The organism is Micromonospora deserti, from assembly GCF_003236335.1.
Taxonomy (GTDB): domain Bacteria; phylum Actinomycetota; class Actinomycetes; order Mycobacteriales; family Micromonosporaceae; genus Micromonospora; species Micromonospora deserti.
Genome location: NZ_POUB01000100.1, coordinates 1 through 19,567 on the forward strand (window position 1 = coordinate 1; position 19,567 = coordinate 19,567).

The window sequence follows — 19,567 nt, forward strand, 5'->3', positions numbered from 1 at the left end:
GAGCCCCGCCATGTTCTCCGGCTGGGGCGTCCGCACCCTCGCCAACACCGAAGCCCGCTACAACCCCGTCGGCTACCACGTCGGCACCGTCTGGCCGTTCGACAACTCCATCATCGCCTGGGGGCTGCGGCGCTACGGCTTCCAAAAAGAGGCGGCACGCATCGCCGAGGCCGTCATCCAGGCGTCAGCCTACTTTCAAGGCCGCCTCCCCGAGGCCTTCGCCGGCTACGATCGCGCGTTGACCAACTACCCGGTCGAATATCCGACCGCGTGCAGCCCACAAGGCTGGTCCGCCGGAGCGCCACTACTGTTCCTCCGCACCATGCTCGGCCTCAACCCCCACGAGAATCACCTCGCGACCGACCCCGTCCTGCCACCCTCCATCAAGCGCATCGAACTAATCGACATCCCCGGCCGCTGGGGACGAGCCAACGCCTTCGGTCTCCGGACGGGCGGCCGCAAGCGACTACGCGTCTAGGCCGGGTTCGGGGCTGTCGGGCGTAGCGGCGGGCGGCGGCGGCGGGACCGACGTGCGGTCCGGACCTTCCGCGAATCGCCGGCGCCTCGCTCGGCTTCGACGACCTCACCGCTCTCGCCGCCTGATTGGCGACCGCATCGCGACCGGCGGCGTGGACGCTGTTGTGGTCACCCAGGGCACCGACACCATCGAGGAGATCAGCTGCCGCAGAACGTCAAGGACGACCGCGGATGTGCGCGCGCCTGTCGGCGGGTCGCACGGCGGCGGCCCCGGCGGCGGGCAGGAGCGCGATCATGTGATGCGGTGCTTGCGGCATGGTGGAAGGAATCTGCAGGCGGCATTGCGTCTAGATCGGGGCGTAGACCAGCCCGATCTTGTCGACCTCGCTGCCGGCTCGGCCGTGGAAGCCCACGATCTGCCAGCCTGCCGGCGCGGTGTAGGTCACCGTCGTCGAGGTCACCGTGCCGGCAGCCAGTACCCGACCGAGGTCGGTGCCGAACTCGGCGAAGAAGATCCTGGTGCGGCCGTCCTTCCGACCCGACGCGAGCCGCACGCGGGTCAGGTGCTCACCCGCGCCGAGGGTGAGCACGCGGGCGGTGCCGCCGGTGCCACCGTGGCTCAGGGTGGCACCGTCGGTCAGCGTGATCCCCACCTGGTCCAGCCGTGCGCCGCCACGCAGGTGCAGTGAACGGACCTGTGGAGCGGCGGGCAGTGCCGGAACGTCGGTGAACGAGGTGCCGTGGGGGCCGCCGAACTGGTCGCTGAGTCGCAGCGCCGAATTCAGCGTCCAGGAGAACTGGACGGTATGCGGGAAATGGTCGGACAGCGGTGCGCCCGCGCCGTCCAGGAACGCGGCGTTGTCGTTGTGGTACCGGGTCGCCGAGAGCCGCACGAAGCGGTTGCCGCGGTAGAGGATCTTGTCGACGACCTCGCACGCGTCGGTCGGAGCCGTCGCGTCGCACACCAGGGCAGGAGAACCGGCGGCTGGTGGCGTGCCGCCCCGGACGAGCTGGACCCAGGCGTCGGTCAGTCCGTTCGCCGTCGTCAGGTCCCGGATGTTGTCGCCGGCCCTCGTGTACCGGGTGTTGGTGTCGCCCATCACGACGACCGCGTTGCCGGCGGAGTTTCCGCTGATGTATTGCGACAGCTGCGTGATGTTGGCGCGGCGCGCGGCAAGGTCGGCATCGGTGCTGCCGGCGTTCGTGTGGACGTTGTAGACATCGAGGTAGACGCCCTCGGCGAGCCGGACCCTGGCCAAGGTGAAACCCTTCGGCGTCAGGCAGTCCGTACCGTTGCAGGCATCCCAGTCCACCCTGACGAAGTCGGCGAACGGGTACCGCGACATCGTGTTCAGCCCATCGCCGATGCCGGCGCCCCCGCTGGTCGCCGTCCGGTGCGGATGATCGTCGTTGGCATAGAGCGCCGCGTGGTAGTTGAAGTCCTCCTGCACGTTGACGATGTCGTAGCCGCGCACCCGCTGCCCGATCACGGGCGTGTTGACCTCCGGATCGGAGTCGGACAGGCCGAGTGGCAGCCCGGCAACGTTGTACGTCAGCACCGAGAATGTCCCGCTGGTCACGGCGGCAGCCGCCGAAGCCGGCACGCTCAGGGGCGCGCCGGCCACACCGAGCAGCGCCGCGACGGCCACCGACCAGCGGCGTACCCGCCGTATCCCAGCCAGCACCTGCATGGGAAGCCCCTTCCGTCAGCTCGGGCCCGGACGGACCCGAGGTTCACATTGACGAGCGACGATGATGGCCACCCTACCCCCTCATGAACAATGCCCGGATGCGAGAAGTCGATCCCTGGTAGTAGGTCGCCATGGGCCAGCACCCGAGTTGTTGATCTCGTAGTGGGCGGTCCCCGACTGGTACGGCAGCCGCCGTTTTGAGATCCCGCTGGTCGGGCGGGGTGGCCGCGAGGCGGCCGCCGCGTGATCGTCTGTGTGTTGTGGACACACGGTGAGATCTGGCGTGGCCGTGTGCCGCAGCGGCGTAAACCCTGCTGCCTGGGAGCGGGTGCTGGCAGGGGTGCTCGGGTCGTTCGCAGGCCGGTTCGGGCTGCGGTGATCCGAGCGTCGCCTCGGGCTCGTGGAAGCGGATGCCACTCACTCATTCTCGGCGGCTGATCAGGTAGTTACGCAGGCGTTGCAGCGGCGGCAGGAGGCCGTAGATCACGATCGGCACCGCGACGGTGGCCAGGACCAGGGTGCGCAGCACCGTCGGCGTGTCGCGGAGCAGGTCGCCGAGTAGCAGTTGCAGGACGGTAAGCGTGGGGAAGACGGCCAGCCAGATCATCACGGCCATGTGATGCCGGGGCGGCGGCCCGACGCGCATCGGCGGGCGGGGAAGCGAGTCCTCCGACATGAGGTGCTCCTTCACAGTGGTTGTCGGTCATTCAGCGGTGGTTGTGGGCTCAGAGACCGTGGCGGCGGCCGGTGAGGACGACCTCGGTGACCTGCCGTTCGAGCGCCTCCGAGAACGGGCGTGCGTCCGCGACGGCGCGCTGGACGTCCTCGTCGACCAGGTCGGCGTGCATGGCGATGGCGGCGGCCGATCCGGCGCCGGCAGCGGTGATGACCTGGGCGCGCGGGTCGGCGGCGTTGCCCGCGGCCCAGATGCCCGGCACGCTGGTCCGGCCCATCTGGTCGATGACCACCCATCCGTTGTCGTCCACCTGGCAGCCGAGGCCGGTGAGCAGGCCGTTGCTCGGCACGAACCGGGGCCGGACGAAGATCGCCGCCGGGGCGACGACGCTTCCCCGGTCCAGTTCGACCCCGGCGAGCCGGTCGCCGTCGATCACGAGCCGCGACACAACGCCTTCGACGATGCGGATACCACGCGCGGTCAGCCGCTCCCGCTCGTTCGGGGTGAGGTCGTGGGTGTGCGCGAAGAAGACCATGTCGGCCGACCACTGCCGCACCAGCAGCGCGTGCTGCACCGCGTCCGCCGTACCGGCCAGCACGCCGAGCGGCCGATCACGGACCTCGTAGCCGTGACAGTACGGACAGTGCAGCACGTCCCGGCCCCACCGCTCGGCGAGGCCCGGGATCGCGGGCAGGTCGTCGCGCAGGCCGGTGGCCACGATGACGCGCCGGGCGCTCAGTGCTCCTCCGGTCGCCAGGTGCACCCGGAAGCCACGTTCTATGCCGGTCACGGTGTCATCGATGAAACGACCGCCGTACCCGGTCACCTCGGCCCGACCGGCGGTGAGCAACTCCTGCGGCGGCATGCCGTCGCGGGACAGGAATCCGTGCAGGTGGGTGGCGGGGGCGTTGCGGGGCCGGCCGGCGTCCACGACCGCGACCCGGCGCCGGGCTCGGGCCAGCACCAGGGCGGCGTTCAATCCGGCGGGGCCGCCGCCCACCACCACGACGTCGTACTCGTTCATGGCACCCAGGCTGCTGCGGGCCGCTCGGATGCGGCAACTATTGTTGCCATTTCTGGGAAGAGCGGGGTGGAATGGGGCATGGATCACCCGCCCGCGATCGCCGCCGCCCTGGCCGGGGTCGGCCTCCGCCTCAAACGCCTGCGCACCCAGCGCGGCGTCACCCTGACCGCGCTGGCCGAGGCCACCGGCATCTCCAAGAGCACCCTGTCCCGGTTGGAGAGCGGCCAACGCCGGCCCAGCCTGGAACTCCTGCTGCCGATCGCGCAGGCCCACCAGGTGCCGCTGGACGAGCTCGTCGGCGCACCCGAGGTCGGTGACCCGCGAGTACGTCTCGTACCCCGCCTGGCGAACGGCCGGACGGTGCTGCCGCTGACCCGGCAAGCCGGCTCCCTGCAGGCCTGGAAGGTGATCATCCCCGTAGACCAGACCGAGCCTGACTTGCGTGTCCACGAGGGTTACGAATGGCTCTACGTGCTCTCCGGACGGCTCCGCCTCGTCCTGGCCGAGCACGACTTCGTGCTCCGCCCCGGCGAGGCGGCCGAGTTCGACACCCGACTGCCGCACTGGTTCGGCAGCACCGGGCAACACCCCGTCGAGATCCTCAGCATCCTCGGCCGCCAGGGCGAGCGCATGCACGTACGCGCCAAGCCTCGCTCACCCCAAGCCGGCAACTGACGGTGCACCGTCGACCGGCCAGATCGCGTGCCGCGCCTGCCCACCGACGCGCGTGCCGGCGCCGTGGCCCGCGCCCGTCGAGATCCCGGTCGGCTGGCCCGTCGTCGTTGTCCCACCCGCCGCGCGCGCCGGGCAGCCCGATCGCATGTCGAACCGAGCTGCCACAGCGAGGCAGGCCGGGGCCAAGGGGCGGGGGCCGTCGCATCTGACGGCCCCCGCCTCTGCTCCGGGCGGACAGTTGTGGGTGGCGGTCGCGCCGCCGAGGCCGGGTGGGTTGCTGCTGCCCGGCGATTCCGGGGGGTGCCGGTCGCGGACAGACAGCGGGACTGCTGCTACCTGGCGTAGGTCTCGAACTCGGCGACCTTCGGCGTCCCGGCCGAGCTGGTGATCTTGAAGGTGATCTTGTGCAGCGAGGTCGGCGGGAAGGTGACGACGCCCGCCCGGCTGCCGGAGGTCAGGACGGCGCCGGTGTCGTGGTTGATGACCTGCCAGGAACCGATGGTGCCTTCGGATCCTGACGCCTCACGGATGACGATCGCGGACACCGTCGTGCTGGAACCCCACTTGATCGAGATGTGACCGGTCGAGCCGGTCGGCGACCAGTAGGTGCTCATGTCGCCGTCCCGCACGTTGCCGTAGCTCGTCCCGCTGGCCTTGCTGGAGCCGTCGGAGCCGGCCCCGATGCTGAGGTTGGTCCCGCCGGGCTGGGTCGGCCCTGGGGTAGGGCTGGTCGGTCCTGGCGTGGGGGTGGTTGGCCCTGTGGTGGGGCTGGTCGGGGTCGCCGTCGGTGTCTGCGGCGAGCAGTTGCCGTCCGACACCTTCAGACCCTTGTTGGCGCCCGCCGTCTGGCGGACGATGTCCGGCACGCAGCCGGCCCCGTCGGGGCGGTAGGAGTACGGGATGCTGACGGTGGTGTTGGACTGTGGGTTGGGGCCGGCGGGGTAGTTCTCGCTACCGGGGCTGGACCAGGTCACGTTGTCGAAGATGTTGCCGCTGACCTGCCAGTAGCCGCGCTCGTTGGTGTAGAAGGTGCCGAGGACGTCCTTGGAACTCTTGAAGTAGTTGTTCTCCACCTTGGCCTGGGCCCCGGCTCGGGAGTTGATGCCGGACTCGTGGAGGCTCACGTAGTGGTTGTTGTAGATGTGCGCTATGCCGCCACGCAGCAGGGGGGTGCGGGAGTCGATGTTCTCGTACAGGTTGTGGTGGTACGTGATGAAGCCGTTCGAGCGGTCGCTCTCACTGGACCCGACGAGGCCGCCGCGGCCGGAGTTGCGCAGGATGCTGTAGGACAGGGTCACGTACTGGGTGTTGTTCTTCATGTCGAAGAGGCCGTCGAACCCCTCCGACTCCCCACCGGAGGCCTCCAGGGTGACGTGATCGACCCAGACGTTGCGGACGGTGCTCTCCATGCCGATGGCGTCACCACCGTTGGACGTGGGCGAGCCCGACTTCTTGACGTTCCGGACGGTCACGTTCTGGATGATGATGTTGCTCGCCTCGCGGATGTGGATGCCCAGCTGGTCGAAGACGGCTCCGTTGCCGACCCCGATGATCGTGACGTTGCTGATCTGCTTGAGTTCGATCACGTCGTCGGCGGTGTTGCAGCTATTGCCCGACACCTTGCTGGTGTTGCCGTGGTTGATCGTCCCCTCAACCTGGATGATGATCGGGGTGCTGCTACTGGCCCGATTGCACAGGGCCGCATGGATCGCGGTTCCCGTGGTGGCCCGCACCGTCTGCCCGCCCGCACCACCGGTGGTCCCACCGTTGCGGGTCGCGTAGCCGGTGGCGCTGCCGGACGCCGCCGATGCCTGGGGTATCGACAGAGCCACACCCATCGCGGCCGCGATGGCCGTCGTGGCCAGCGCCGCCAGGAGTCGCAGTGCAACTGGTCGTCTCATCCTCGCCTCACCTTCCTTTCGAACACGGGGTGTTGCTGCTACTACCGAATTCATTTCGGCGGGCCGTCCAGACTGCCGACCTGTCGCCTGTCGCTGGGCAGGTCGCTGGTCGACCCGGATGTGGGTGCTCTTCTCGATGTGGATCGGGTCGGCGGTTCGCTGTGGCCTGGACCTTCGAGGCCGTCAGCGCCGGCCGCGAAGTCACCCTGACCTGCTCCGCCCGCCCCGCCCGTCGTGCTGCCGCCCACGGTTGCGTCGAAGGCGTCGGCTGAAGCAGGAGGCCGAGCACTCGCCGTCGCGGCGGAGTGATCCGAGGTCGTCTAGGCGGCGCCGCCTACGCAGCGACCGCCGGAGCCAGCAAAGTGGCCAGCCACCGGTGGATCTGCTCTACGAGAAGCCGTCGCCGTCGACACTGCGATGCACAGCGCGATGCGTCTCGCTAGGGCGCATACCCTTCGTTTGATCGATAGCGGTTCTTGCGCAGAGTCGCGCAGGTGCCGCGGCGCCGCCTCTACCGGGACGACCCGTGGTGTTGCTGTCGATCGTGCCGGTGCAGACCACCGGCGAACTCTCAGCCTCGCCGTGGAGCGATGCGGCGGCCCGCCCCGGACGGCGGCAGGGCAAGGACTACGTCGAGGGCGCAGGCAGTGCCGCCATGAACGGTTTGAGTCTCATCAGAATCTCCCATGCTGTGAGAGCGGCGCCGGACACCGCCGTGCTGCCCGGACCCGCTAGTGGCACCGCCCGATATGCCCCGCCCCGGCTCCAGAATGAAACATCGATGAAACCCAATCGTAGGAAAGCGGTTTCCCTGAATGCAAGAGCTGGTGTTTGCAGGTTTTTTGCAATTCCCGCAGGTCAGTTTGGCCGTGGGTTGGCCTGAGCCGAGTTCGGCTCGTCCCGGCCGAGGTCGTCCTCAGCGTGCTCTCAGAGCGGGTCGGCCGCCTGGGTTCAGGCGTGTGAGCCGGACGGCGATCGGGCGCGCTACGTGAGCTGGCCGGCGGTCAGGCGGGACTGGACCTGGCGCTGGAAGGCCGCGTACACCAGCATCACCGGCACCACGGCGATGGTGAGGCCGGCGAAGGGCCGAGGGTGGTCGCCCGCGTGCCCTGACTGACCGCCAGCGTCGCAGGTGCTGGCCACCCCGGTCGCCCGGGAGTCTCCGGAGTTCTGCACGGACCGGCTCGGCCTGGAGCTCCGCTCGGGTCGATCGACCGGGAGAAGCTCAACGTCAACGGCTCCCCGCTAACGGCCGATCAGGCCAGCTTCGCTGTTACGAGACCCTGCGGCTTTCACGACGACACCTGTCACCCGTATTCTGCGCGGCGATAACCGCCCCGTCAGGAGGCTCAATCGTGAAAACCCACGACAGACAGCGGCGCCGTCCGCTGCGCGTGGCGGGCGTACTGGTCGCCGCTGCCGCGCTCGGGTTGACGAGCGGCGGCGTGGCCGTCGCCGCGGAACCGACCGCCACACCGTTCATCAGCGAACTCCACTACGACAACGCCGGCACCGATTCGGGCGAGGCGATCGAGGTCCAGGCGCCGGTCGGCTTCGACCTGTCCGGCTGGCAGATTGTCCTCTACAACGGCAACGGTGGCGCCGCCTACAACGCCCGTACCCTCAACGGCACCGTCCCCGCCGCCGGTGTCATCGTCGCCGAATACCCGGTCGACGGCATCCAGAACGGCTCGCCGGACGGTATCGCGCTGGTCGCACCGGGCGGCACCGTCGCCGAGTTCCTCACCTACGAGGGCACCTTCACCGCGGTCGGTGGCCCGGCCAACGGTCTGGCCGGCACCGACATCGGGGTCGCGGAGACGTCCACCACGCCGGTCGGTCACTCCCTGCAGAAGGTCGACGGCACCTGGCGGGATGCCGCCCCGAACACCTTCGGCACGATCAACGGTGGCGGAGGCGATCCGGACCCGGAGCCGATCGGCTGCGCCGTCACCGTCGACCACACCATCGGCGAGGTCCAGGGCACCGGCGACGCGACGCCGCTGGCGGGAGCCCGGGTGACCGTCGAGGGTGTGGTGACCGCGGACCACCGCACCGGTGGTTACAACGGCATCTACCTCCAGACGGCCGGCAGTGGTGGGCGGGCGCCCGCCGCCGGTACCGCCTCCGCCGGCATCTTCGTCTACCTGACCGGCAACACCGCCAACCACCCGTCCCTCGCCGTCGGCGACCGGGTCCGGGTCAGCGGTACGGCCAACGAGTTCAACGGCCTCACCCAGATCAGCATCGGGGCCAGGACGGACGTGCAGGTCTGCGAGCAGGGCGTGGCGCTGCCCGCACCGGTGCCGCTCAGCCTGCCGCTCGACGCGGCCGGCCGGGAGTCGGTCGAGTCGATGCTGGTCGCCCCGGTCGGCCAGTTCACCGTCTCCGAGGTCTACAACCTCAACCGGTTCGGCGAGGTCGTGCTGGCCGCCGGTGACAAGGCCGCGCCGATCCCGACCGACCTGGCCCGTCCGGGTACGCCGCAGGCGCAGCAGATCGCGGCCGACAACAAGCTGCGGCGGCTGCTCCTCGACGACGGCAGGACCACCAACCTGAGTAACGCCGGGCTGCTGCCGCCGTACCTGTCGCCGACCAACCCGGTACGGGTCGGTGACCACGTCGAGGCGTTCGGCCCGACGGTCCTGTCGTACGGCTTCAACGAGTGGCGGATGCAGCCCACCACCCCGGTGAACGCGGACACCCCGCCCGCGGGCCGGACCACGTTCAAGGTGACCAACCCGCGTACCGCGGCACCGGAGAACGTCGGCGGCGACGTCAAGGTGGCCAGCTTCAACGTGCTGAACTACTTCGTCCACTTCGGCGGCGACGCCCGCGGCGCGGCCGACGAGGCCAGCCTCGCCAAGCAGGAGGCGAAGATCGTCACGGCGATCAACGCGCTCGGCGCCGACGTGATCGGGTTGCAGGAGATCGAGAACTCGGTCCGGTTCAACGCGGACGACCCGCAGCAGGCGCTCAAGCGCCTGGTGGGGGCCCTGAACACGGCGGCCGGTGCCGGCACTTGGGACTACGTCCGCTACCCGGCGACGCTGCCGCCCGTCGCGCAGCAGGACGTCATCACCACAGCGATCATTTTCAAGCCCGCCAAGGTGCGGCCGCAGGGCGAGCCGCGGGCGCTCAACGACGAGACCGTCTGGTTCAACGCCCGCGAGCCGATCGCCCAGACCTTCAAGGCCGGTGGACTCACCTTCACCGTGGTCACCAACCACCTCAAGTCGAAGGGCGGCTCGGGGACCGGTGACAACGCCGACGCCGGTGACGGCCAGGGCGCCTTCAACGGTGACCGGGTCCGCCAGGCCCGCTCGCTCGTCGCCTTCGTCGATCAGCTCAAGGCCGACAGCGGCAGCGACAACGTGCTGCTGCTCGGCGACTTCAACGCCTACACGCACGAGGACCCGATGCAGGTCCTCTACGACGCGAAGTACGTCGACCTCAACACCACGGGCAAGGCGAGCTACGTCTTCTCCGGCGAGTCCGGCTCGCTGGACCACGCGGTGGCGTCGCCGTCCCTCGCCTCGCGGGTGACCGGCGTCGACGTCTGGCAGATCAACTCCCACGAGTCGTACGCCTTCCAGTACAACGGCCACCCGGCCTTCTACGCGCCAAACCAGTACCGGGCCAGCGACCACAACCCGATCGTTGTCGGGCTGCGGACCACCGCGGGTCCGGTCGACCTGCAGCTGCTGAGCATCAACGACTTCCACGGGCGGCTGGAGTCGCCCGCCACGGTCAACGGTCAGCCGGTCGGCGGCGCCGCCAAGCTCGCCGGACTGGTCAACCAGCTGCGTGCCCAGAACCCCAACACCGCCTTCGTCTCGGCGGGTGACAACATCGGGGCGTCGACGTTCATCTCGGCGATCGACGACGACAACCCGACGCTGGACGCCCTCAACGCGATGGGGCTCGCCGTCTCCGCGGTCGGCAACCACGAGTTCGACCAAGGCATCGCCGACCTGACCGGCCGGGTCGCCGACCGGGCCGACTTCCCGTACCTGGGCGCCAACGTGTACCGCGATGACGAGCGGGCGCTGCCCGCGTACTCGATCAGCACCGTCGGCGGGGTCAAGCTCGGCTTCATCGGCGTCGTGACCGAGCAGACCAAGTCGCTGGTCAGCCCGGACGGCATCGCCGGCCTGGAGTTCCGCGACGCGGTGGCCGAGGCCAACGCGGTCGCCGGCCAGCTCAAGGACGGCGACCCGGCCAACGGCGAGGCGGACGTGGTGGTCCTGCTCGCGCACGAGGGCGCCGCCGAGGAGAACATCGACTCCGCGGAGGAGCTGGCGAACGACCCGGTCTTCGGGAAGTACACCCGCGCCGACGCGACCATCGACGTGATCCTCAGCGGTCACACCCACCAGCCGTACGCCCTCAAGGTGCCGGTCCCCGGGACCGACAAGCTGCGGCCGGTGCTGCAGGCCGAGGACTACGGCCTCAAGCTGGGCAGGGTGTCGCTGACGTACGACCCGGCGACGAAGTCGGTGACCAGCGCCGAGCCGCAACTGGTCGACGTGGTCGGCGCGCCGCAGGACCCGGCGGTGGCGGAGATCGTGGCGGCGGCGAAGACCCGTGCCGCGGAGCTGGGCCAGCGACCGCTGGGCTCGATCACCGCTGACATCAAGCGCGCCTACACCAACGGCGCGGAGGACCGGGGCAAGGAGTCGGTGCTCGGGAACTTCATCGCCGACGTGCAGCTCGCCGGCACGAAGGACGCCGGCCGGGGCGGGGCGCAGATCGCGTTCATGAACCCGGGAGGTCTGCGGGCCGACCTGCTGTACGCCCCGGACGGGGTGGTCACCTACGCGGAGGCGTTCGCCGTGCAGCCGTTCGCCAACGACGTGGTGACCAGGACCTACACCGGCGCCCAGATCAAGCAGGTGCTGGAGGAGCAGTGGCAGCCGGCGGGCGCGTCCCGTCCGGTGCTCTGGCTCGGCGTCTCCAAGGGGTTCAGCTACACGTACCTCCCGGACGCGCCGCGGGGCTCTCGGATCACCTCGATGAAGCTGAACGGCACCCCGATCAGCCCGACCGGTACGTACCGGGTGACGATGAACTCGTTCCTCGCCGCGGGTGGCGACAACTTCGTCACCCTGCCGAAGGGCACCGACGTGGTGACCACCGGTGACAACGACCTGACGATGCTGACGGCGTACTTCGCCGCCAACTCGCCGGTCACTGCGGACACCGCGCCGCGCTCGACCGTCGGCGAGCCCGCACCGGAGTGCACCACGACGATCACCGGCCGCTACAGCCGGCCGTTGACCGTCACCGCCGGCGTGACCTGCCTGGACAACGCCATCGTCTCCGGCCCGGTCACCGTCGCGCGGGGCGCGTCGCTGATCAGCACCGGCGGCACGGTCTCCGGCCCGGTCAGGGCGACCAACCCGGTCCTGTTCACCCTCTCCGGCACCACGGTGTCCGGTCCGGTGATGGTGACCGGCGCGACCGGCGTGGTCGTGGTCGAGAAGGGCCGGATCACCGGTCCGGTCTCGCTCACCGGCAACACCGGTGGTGTGTCGCTGGACGACGTCACCATCAGCGGCCCGGTGCTGGTGAGCGGCAACACCGGCGGCGAGCCGGTGCTGGTTGCCCAGAACACCATCAGCGGCCCGCTCGGCTGCTCGGGTAACGACCCGGCTCCGGGCAACGACGGCCGGCCGAACACGGTAAGCGGTCCGGCCACGGGGCAGTGCGCGAAGCTCTGACCGGCAGTTGACAACCGGGGGCGGCGCGCAGCAGCGCGCCGCCCCCGGTTCGTCGTAAGACGCCGGCAGCGCCCCGACCGGTCGGCTATGGGTGCCGTAGTCGGCACCGTCGCGCGGCCGGCCCGGTGGCGTCGCGCCATTGAGCTCTAGATCGGGCATCAGTTCCGGAGCGCGGATGATCAGCGGTAGCACCGCCAGGCATACGGATCGTCAGGATTCGACGTCCTTGCGTAGGCGGCCGAATCGTAGGTGTCGCGGCAGGCGACGTCCATGTCGACGATGGACGTGGAGAGAAGCAACGTGCATTGCCAACGGCCGTCGTTGCGGGGTTCCGCTGAGCCCCCGGTGTACCGATCGCAGTACCGCTGGACCATGTTCGCCACCTCGCGGGCGCTCGATGGGCCGAGCAGGACCGGGCCCGAGCTCCGGGTCTGCGTCGGCGTGGCCACGGTGGGCGTCGGGGTCGGCGTGGCAGACGGCGTAATCGACGGTGTGGCGCTGGGCGTGACGGACGGTGTGACCGACGGTGTGACACTGGGCGTGGCGGAGGAGCTGCGCGGCGTCGCGGAAATGGGCAGCGCCGACGGTAGCTCCGGGGGAGTACGCGGCTCCTCAGGCGGGTCCGGCCGGGTGGTGGCCGACAGCGGCAGCCCGCCTTCCGGCGGGCGGGCCGAACCCCACATGAGCGCCAGAGCACAGAGCAGCGCCCCCAACGCGAGCCCGCCGACCGGGATCAGCCAGCCCCGCCGCGGGCTGGCCGGCCGTGGGCCGGCACCAAGCTCCCGGTGGTGCTTCCTTCGGGGCCGCCGGCCTTCGCCCGCCTCGGTGTCCTGTGCGCCGGCCTCCTCGTGGCGGTACTCCTTGCGGCGGGCGTAATCGTCGTGCGGGTGGTACTCCTCGTGGGCGCAGTCCGCCTTCGGTTGGGCATACCTTTCCTGCTGCGCGGCGTCCGTGTGGACCGAACTGGCATCGATCGGTCCGTACGGCTCTTGGGCCCGGCGATCCTTCCGATGGGACGGGTCGTGCTCGTCGTACCGGTAGGTCTGGTGGGGCTCGTCATACGCCGGGTCGAGGTAGGCCAGCGGACCGGACCGCCGGTACGCGTGCTGAGGGTAGGCTCCGTCGTACTGCTCGTACTCATCCTCGTACTGCTGTTGCCGGTGCCTTGCGGGCCGCCCTTCGTGCTCCCGGTAGGCGTTCTCGGGCTGGTACGACTCCTCGTACGGGTCCGACACGTCCTTGCGCCACTGCGGCGCGCCAGCATCCCGCCGCTCGTAGTACGTGTCCGAATCACTTGCTGCCAACCGAGACCGCCGAGAGATCCAGCTGTCTAAGCCACTCGCCGGGTCATGGTGGTGTCGAGCGGCCCCATCGGCGGAACGAGCGGTCGACCTCTCGGCCACAGTCGCCGGCCTCCTCGGAGAACACAGGTGCGGACAGCTAGATCAATCTACGTACCATCGGCCAAAAGTCCACCCGCCCCCGCGAACAGACGACAGACGACCCGGCCATGTGGCGGATGATTGAGTCCCGGATGGTGATGTCGGGCGGGTCACCCGTCCTTCCACCATCGAAAGGCGTTGGCCGTTGCTGGTGCGTTACATCCTTGCGGTTCCGGGTCGTCCGGGCTTTCAGGCATGAAACGGAGAGGCCCAATCCTGGTCCGGTATGCGGCCGTCGATCAGCGCTGTCGACCGGCCGGCCTCGCCCGACGGGCGAGGCCGTGTCCACCGCGCAGGGGATGTGGTTTCCCCTGGTCAGGGCCCGGGTACGGTCTGCGCTGGACGTCAGCGGACCTGCGACTCGAGCCGAAAGCGCCTGGTAAGCGAGGCATCGGAAACCAGGCGGTGGCCGCTGACCTTCGTGATTGTCATTGCGTCGAGCTGACGGCCGTGCGCCGGGTGATCGCGCCCGCGCCGAGGCGGCGGCAAGCATGGGTGGCGTGCCGCGAGCGGTCGACGGTGAGCCCGGTAAACAAGATCACCAATGCTCGCCAGCTATGGCGACACCAACCGCCGGAGCGTTACAACCCGGGCGCGGTCAGCGGGAGGGCGGATGCCACCTACCGGCCCGTGTGCGGATGGACCATCGCACCCTCCCCAACCGGCCGCTGACACAGCGTGTCGCAGCAGGGGCGGTCCGGGGAGGCAACTTCGGGCAGCGGGATGACCGGCGTCCCCCTTCGCTGCCTGGCGTAGTGCCGACCGTGCTGCGCCCCCTCGTATTCGTTGTCGCGGATCTCCGCCCCAGGCAGCCCACCTTCCTCCCACGATGGCGTGGGGGGCGGAAGATGAGCGACACTGACGGCCGGCGTGGTTGGGACTGGAGGTGACTCCGGCCCGCCCACGGGCGAGCGCCGGGGCGGAACCGGTGCTGCGTCGGCCGGTCGCGCCGATGCTCGCGGCGCCGGTCGACGTGGTACCCGAGGGCCCGGACCTGGTGCACGAGCCGAAGTGGGACGGGTGGCGTGCGCTCGCCTTCCGCGAGACCGGCGGGGTGTATCTGCAGTCGCGGGCGGGCCGGAACCTGACCACCTACTTCCCGGACATCACCCGGGCGATCCGGGCGGCCATCCCGCCGGGGGTGGTGCTCGACGGTGAGCTGATCATCTGGGAGCACGGCCGGACCAACTTTGCCCAGTTGCAGCGACGCGTCACCGCCGGCCGTGCCCTGCTGCGCCTGGCACACGAGCGCCCTGCCCACTACGTGCTGTTCGACCTGCTCGCGGACGCCGGTGGCCGGGTGATCCTGGACCTGCCGCTGTCGCAGCGCCGGGCCCGGCTCGAACGGCTGCTCGCCGACGTCCCGGCGCAGCTCACCCTGACCCCGCAGACGGCCGACATGCGGCAGGTGTCGGACTGGCTGCTGCACTGGACCGTCGCGACAGGCATCGAGGGCGTGGTCAGCAAGCGCCTCGACGGCCGGTACGAGCCCGGCCGGCGAGGCTGGGCGAAGTTCCGGACCCGGATCGTCACCGACGCCATCGTCGCAGGGGTGACCGGCAGCATCACCAACCCGCAGACCCTGCTGCTGGGCCGATTCGATGGGCACGGGCGGCTGCGGTACACCGGCCGCTCCCATCCCCTGACCGCCCGTCAGGCCGGGGAGCTGGCCGCACTGCTCGCGCCGCCGCGGCTGCCGCGCCGCGGCGGCGTGGCCCACCCGTGGCCACAGCCACTGCCCGCATCCTGGTCCGGCCAGCTCGACCGGCCCGAACCGCTGCCGTACGTGCAGGTGGAGCCGAGTGTGGTAACGGAGATCGACACCGACGTGGCGTTCGAGCACCATCGATGGCGCCACCGGGTGCGATACGCGAGGGTCCGACCCGACATGTCGGTCCACGACGTGCCGCTGCTACTCGGCGAGGACGAAGACCCGTCTGGGATGGCGACCGGCTGACGGGCTGGGTCACCTGTTGGGCAACGTAGCCGGTGGAGTGCTCGCGCGATGGGCGGCGTCCGACCGCTTCGCCATCCTGACCATCGCCCTTGCCGGGGTAGGGCTGGTGTCGGTCCTGCATGTCCGAATCGTGCACGTGCTCGATCCACTGTCAGGTGAGGCGGTGGTTGAGGGCGGTGTGGCGGCGGCCGGCGCCGACGGTGCGGACGGCGGCGGCGAGGGCGCGGCGGGAGCCGACGAGGACGACGAGTTGTTTGGCGCGGGTGACGGCGGTGTAGAGCAGGTTGCGTTGCAGCATCATCCAGGCGCTGGTGGTGAGGGGGATGACGACGGCAGGGTATTCGGAGCCTTGGGAGCGGTGGATGGTCATGGCGTAGGCGTGGGCGAGCTCGTCGAGTTCGTCGAAGTCGTAGTCGATGCTCTCGTCCTCGTCGGTGCGTACCGTGAGGGTCTGCTCCTCCATGGAGAGCGCGGTGACGATGCCGAGGGTGCCGTTGAAAACGCCGGCTTGGCCCTTGTCGTAGTTGTTGCGGATCTGGGTGACCTTGTCGCCGATCCGGAACACTCGCCCGCCCATGCGCCGTTCGGGCTGGCCGTCGCGGTGCGGGGTGAGCCGCTGCTGCAGCAGCGTGTTCAACGCGCCGGCGCCGGCGGGGCCGCGGTGCATGGGAGTGAGGACCTGCACGTCGCGGCGCGGATCGAGCTGGAACTTGGCGGGGATGCGGGTGCAGGCGACGTCGACGGTCAGGTTGGCGGTGGCGTCGGTGTCGTCGCAGGCGAACAGGAAGAAGTCCGGCAGTCCCTGGAGCAGGGGCGGTTTGCCGGCGTTGATGCGGTGGGCGTTGGTGACGACGCCGGACTGGGCGGCTTGGCGGAAGATCTGGGTCAGCCGCACCCGTGGGATGGTGGGGGCGGCGAGCAGGTCGCGTAGGACTTCCCCGGCGCCGACGGAGGGGAGTTGGTCGACGTCGCCGACGAGGAGCAGGTGCGCGCCGGGCGGGACGGCTTTGACGAGTTTGTTGGCGAGGATGAGGTCGAGCATGGAGGCTTCGTCGACGACGAGCAGGTCGACATCGAGGGGGTTGTCCCGGTCGTGGGAGGCATCCCCGCCAGGGCGCAACTGGAGCAGCCGGTGCACGGTGGCGGCGGGGTGGCCGGTGAGCTCGGACAGGCGCTTGGCGGCGCGGCCGGTCGGGGCGACGAGGGTGACCTTGGCCTTCTTCGCGGTGGCGAGTTCGACGATGGAGCGGACGGTGAAGCTCTTGCCGCAGCCCGGCCCGCCGGTCAGCACGGCAACCTTGGAGGTGAGGGCGAGGCGGACGGCTTGTTCCTGCTCGGGTGCCAGGTCCGTGCCGGTGCGCGCCTTCAACCAGGCCAGGGCCTTGGCCCAGTCGACGCCGGTGAAGTGGGGCAGCCGATCGGCCCGGTCGTTGAGCAGGCGCAGCAGGGAGCCGGCAAGGGACTGCTCGGCGCGGTGGAACGGCACCAGGTAGACCGCCTGCACCGGTTCCCCGTCCCCACCGGGGAGGATTTCGCGGACGACGCCCTCGTCGGCGACAAGCGTGTCGAGGCAGCCGGTGACAAGGTCGCCAGGCACGTCGAGGATCTTCGTGGCGTCAGCGACGAGCTGCTCGACCGGCAGGTAGCAGTGCCCATTGTCAGTGGCCTCGGACAGGGTGTACTGCAGCCCGGCCATGACCCGCTGTGGACTGTCGTGGGGAATGCCGACGGATCGTGCGATGGTGTCTGCGGTCTTGAACCCGATGCCCCACACGTCGGCAGCCAACCGGTACGGCTCCTTCGACACAATGTCGATGGACGCGTCGGCGTACTGCTTGAAGATCCGCACGGCAAGGGACGTGGAAACGCCGACGCCTTGCAGGAAGACCATCACCTCCTTGATGGCCTTCTGCTCGTCCCACGCGGCGGTGATCTTCGCTGTGCGTTTGGGCCCCAGCCCTGGCAACTCGACCAGGCGGGCGGGCTCCTCCTCGATCACCCGCAGCGTGTCCAGGCCGAAGTGGGCGACGATCCGCTCGGCGAACACCGGCCCGATGCCCTTCACGAGGCCGGAGCCGAGGTAGCGCTGGATGCCCTGGATCGTGGCCGGCAGCACGGTGGTGTAGGAGTCGACCTCGAACTGCCGGCCGTACTTCGGATGCGACGACCACCGTCCGTGCAGCCGCAGGCTCTCCCCAGGCTGCGCGCCCAACAACGCGCCGACCACCGTCAACAGTTCAGAACTGCGGTCGGTGGCCACCCGGGCGACGGTGTAACCGGTCTCCTCGTTGACGTATGTCAGCCGCTCGAGCACCGCGTCCAGGACGGCAAGCGGCGGGCGGGCTGACGTGGTCACGCCTCACATCGTGCCGCCTGCCGATCCGGCGCCGACACCCACCCAAGCCGCCTGCCGGGAACCGCGAACGGGTCCCTGGACCGGAGGCGCAGCGGGCTGGCATATGCGCACCACTGGTAACAGACTGGGTGCCGTGAGGAATGACCACAGGCGGCCGGTGGTCCTGCCCGCAGTACCATGGCCGAATACGCCGAGGGTCGGTGGCGGCCGGCGAGCATCACCTCGCCTCGGGTCGAGGCGCTGCTGGCTGATGCGTTGAGTGGCAGCTACAGGCGTGCGATAGCTTCTACCTTCGATCACCGAAAAACCGCATGTGGAAGGTCAATTCCCTGTCGCGTATCCGTGGGTGGTTCACGCGAGAGGTGACAAGACCTTTTCCCTACGTTGGAGGCAAGCCGTGAGTTCCTACACCATCACTATCACCGCAGACGATCCCAGCCGAGCGACCACCACGCTGGCGGTCGAGTTGGACGGAACGACTGCGCGCATCACCGAACTGGTGGTACGCGCCGGTGACGGGGACGGGCTGACCCCGGGCCAGATTCCCGCGGTCGACCTGGACCTGCTGCTGAAGGCGGTCACGCCTGCCGTCGGCGGGCAGGAGGCAATAACCGTGTCGCCCGCGGCCGCAGCCGACGAGGAGACCGCTCCAGAAGGCGAATCCGGTGCCGTTGCGGAGCCCGGCGGCACCGAGGCGGCCCAGCCTGTCGCCACAACCACGTCCACCGCCACTGAACCGGCTACGGCCAGCCCCGGGAACAGCGACGCGACCGAGGTCGCTGTTCCCAAGCAGGCGTCACGGGCGAAGGCCCAGGCCGCCGGTGCGACCCGAGCGGGTGGGCGGAGGGCCGTACCGGGCGCCAAGGCCACAGGCGCGGCCCGGAAAACCACCAAGCAGACGGGGAAGGGCGAGACGTCCAAGGACAAGGGACGTGCGTACCGGCGGTCACCGGGTGACCTTGAGTCGGTATACCAGCAGGCGGGCAGCGTGGCAGCCGTCGCCGACCACTACAACGTGCCCCGGCACACCGCCCAAGGGTGGATCCGTACGCTGCGCCGCCGGCAAGCCAACTCACCCGAGTAGGACAACTCCGGGCAGCCGGCCGGATCGAAGCCGTCCTTCCCGAACCCGAGAACGGCACGCTGCTCGAGGTCACCGCCTCGGCGCCCCTGCTCGGCATCAAATCGGTCGCACGGTTGCCCGACGGCGTCCACGTCGAGGCCTACCACGCGCCCCCGGCCCTGGACCGGATGCGAGCAGGGGCGTGCCGCGGCGTGACCATGGGAAGTATCGTCATTCGGCCTCGCCGCCGTTCCGGTCCACCACGTCGCGGCCGAGCCGGTCCACACCACGGGCCCGCTCCGCCCGCAACGCTTCCTCCTGTGCTGGCGTGCGTCGGCGGGCAGCGGCGAAAACGGCCCTGAACGCCTGCCACCACATGGCTGCCCTCACGGCCACCCCGTTACCCCCTGATGCTGCACCTAAAGGATGTCTCGTAACTCGGTGAACGCGTTGCCGTTCAACGGTGTCGGCGTCATCCGGCGAGGATGATGTTGTGGAGGTTGGCAACGCCGGAAGCGGTGTCGGCCAATGTTTTGGCGGCGCGGCGATAGTCCCGCAGGATCTTGAAGGTCTTCATGCGGG

12 protein-coding genes and 2 pseudogenes are annotated in these 19,567 nt (G+C 69.7%); 6 read left to right on the top strand and 8 right to left on the bottom strand.

Annotated features, from left to right (window positions below; translation table 11 throughout):
* The coding region (locus C1I99_RS15890) for an amylo-alpha-1,6-glucosidase (protein ID WP_369122442.1) at positions 1-478 on the top strand (478 nt) is incomplete at its 5' end.
* Between the two features lie 346 nt (positions 479-824).
* Here the strand turns inward: C1I99_RS15890 and C1I99_RS15900 are convergent.
* From C1I99_RS15900 to C1I99_RS15910, 3 genes are all read right to left on the bottom strand, one after another.
* Positions 825-2,168 (bottom strand): jacalin-like lectin, encoded by a 1,344-nt coding sequence (locus C1I99_RS15900; protein ID WP_111135002.1) that lies wholly within the window; start codon positions 2,166-2,168, stop codon positions 825-827.
* A 421-nt stretch (positions 2,169-2,589) separates the two neighbouring features.
* Positions 2,590-2,844: a putative antibiotic biosynthesis monooxygenase gene (locus tag C1I99_RS15905; RefSeq protein WP_111135007.1), complete on the bottom strand. Its 255-nt coding sequence runs from the start codon at positions 2,842-2,844 to the stop codon at positions 2,590-2,592.
* A 49-nt stretch (positions 2,845-2,893) separates the two neighbouring features.
* A complete protein-coding gene (locus tag C1I99_RS15910) occupies positions 2,894-3,868 on the bottom strand; it encodes an NAD(P)/FAD-dependent oxidoreductase (protein ID WP_111135003.1) in 975 nt (324 codons plus the stop codon).
* A 78-nt stretch (positions 3,869-3,946) separates the two neighbouring features.
* On the opposite strand from C1I99_RS15910, the gene C1I99_RS15915 reads away from it, so the two are divergent.
* Positions 3,947-4,543: a helix-turn-helix domain-containing protein gene (locus tag C1I99_RS15915; protein WP_111135004.1), complete on the top strand. Its 597-nt coding sequence runs from the start codon at positions 3,947-3,949 to the stop codon at positions 4,541-4,543.
* 332 nt (positions 4,544-4,875) lie between these two features.
* Here the strand turns inward: C1I99_RS15915 and C1I99_RS15920 are convergent, their stop codons facing one another.
* Both C1I99_RS15920 and C1I99_RS15925 read right to left on the bottom strand, forming a co-directional pair.
* Positions 4,876-6,444, bottom strand: coding sequence for a pectate lyase family protein (locus C1I99_RS15920; protein ID WP_111135005.1), 1,569 nt, complete (start codon positions 6,442-6,444; stop codon positions 4,876-4,878).
* Between the two features lie 984 nt (positions 6,445-7,428).
* A pseudogene (locus tag C1I99_RS15925) lies at positions 7,429-7,533 on the bottom strand (carbohydrate ABC transporter permease); the annotation flags it as partial.
* Positions 7,534-7,567: 34 nt separating this feature from the next.
* Here C1I99_RS15925 and C1I99_RS15930 point away from each other — a divergent pair.
* A pseudogene (locus tag C1I99_RS15930) lies at positions 7,568-7,722 on the top strand (acetyl-CoA C-acetyltransferase); the annotation flags it as partial.
* A gap of 77 nt (positions 7,723-7,799) precedes the next feature.
* Positions 7,800-12,167 (top strand): ExeM/NucH family extracellular endonuclease, encoded by a 4,368-nt coding sequence (locus C1I99_RS15935; protein WP_233512526.1) that lies wholly within the window; start codon positions 7,800-7,802, stop codon positions 12,165-12,167.
* Positions 12,168-12,346: 179 nt separating this feature from the next.
* Here the strand turns inward: C1I99_RS15935 and C1I99_RS15940 are convergent, their stop codons facing one another.
* Positions 12,347-13,471 carry a hypothetical protein gene (locus tag C1I99_RS15940; RefSeq protein ID WP_111135006.1) on the bottom strand — a complete coding sequence of 375 codons (1,125 nt, stop codon included), beginning with the start codon at positions 13,469-13,471 and terminating at the stop codon, positions 12,347-12,349.
* A gap of 1,024 nt (positions 13,472-14,495) precedes the next feature.
* Between C1I99_RS15940 and C1I99_RS15945 the strand changes: the two genes are divergently transcribed.
* Positions 14,496-15,566 carry an ATP-dependent DNA ligase gene (locus C1I99_RS15945; protein ID WP_233512527.1) on the top strand — a complete coding sequence of 357 codons (1,071 nt, stop codon included), beginning with the start codon at positions 14,496-14,498 and terminating at the stop codon, positions 15,564-15,566.
* Between the two features lie 151 nt (positions 15,567-15,717).
* On the opposite strand, the gene recD2 is transcribed toward C1I99_RS15945, so the two are convergent.
* Positions 15,718-17,922, bottom strand: a complete 2,205-nt coding sequence (gene recD2, locus C1I99_RS15950) for an SF1B family DNA helicase RecD2 (RefSeq protein ID WP_233512528.1) — start codon at positions 17,920-17,922, stop codon at positions 15,718-15,720.
* 397 nt (positions 17,923-18,319) lie between these two features.
* Between recD2 and C1I99_RS15955 the strand changes: the two genes are divergently transcribed.
* On the top strand, positions 18,320-19,006 hold the full coding sequence (locus C1I99_RS15955; protein WP_233512529.1) for a hypothetical protein: 687 nt from the start codon (positions 18,320-18,322) through the stop codon (positions 19,004-19,006).
* A 210-nt stretch (positions 19,007-19,216) separates the two neighbouring features.
* Here the strand turns inward: C1I99_RS15955 and C1I99_RS32795 are convergent, their stop codons facing one another.
* Positions 19,217-19,375: a hypothetical protein gene (locus C1I99_RS32795; RefSeq protein ID WP_158554074.1), complete on the bottom strand. Its 159-nt coding sequence runs from the start codon at positions 19,373-19,375 to the stop codon at positions 19,217-19,219.
* Positions 19,376-19,567: the final 192 nt, after the last annotated feature.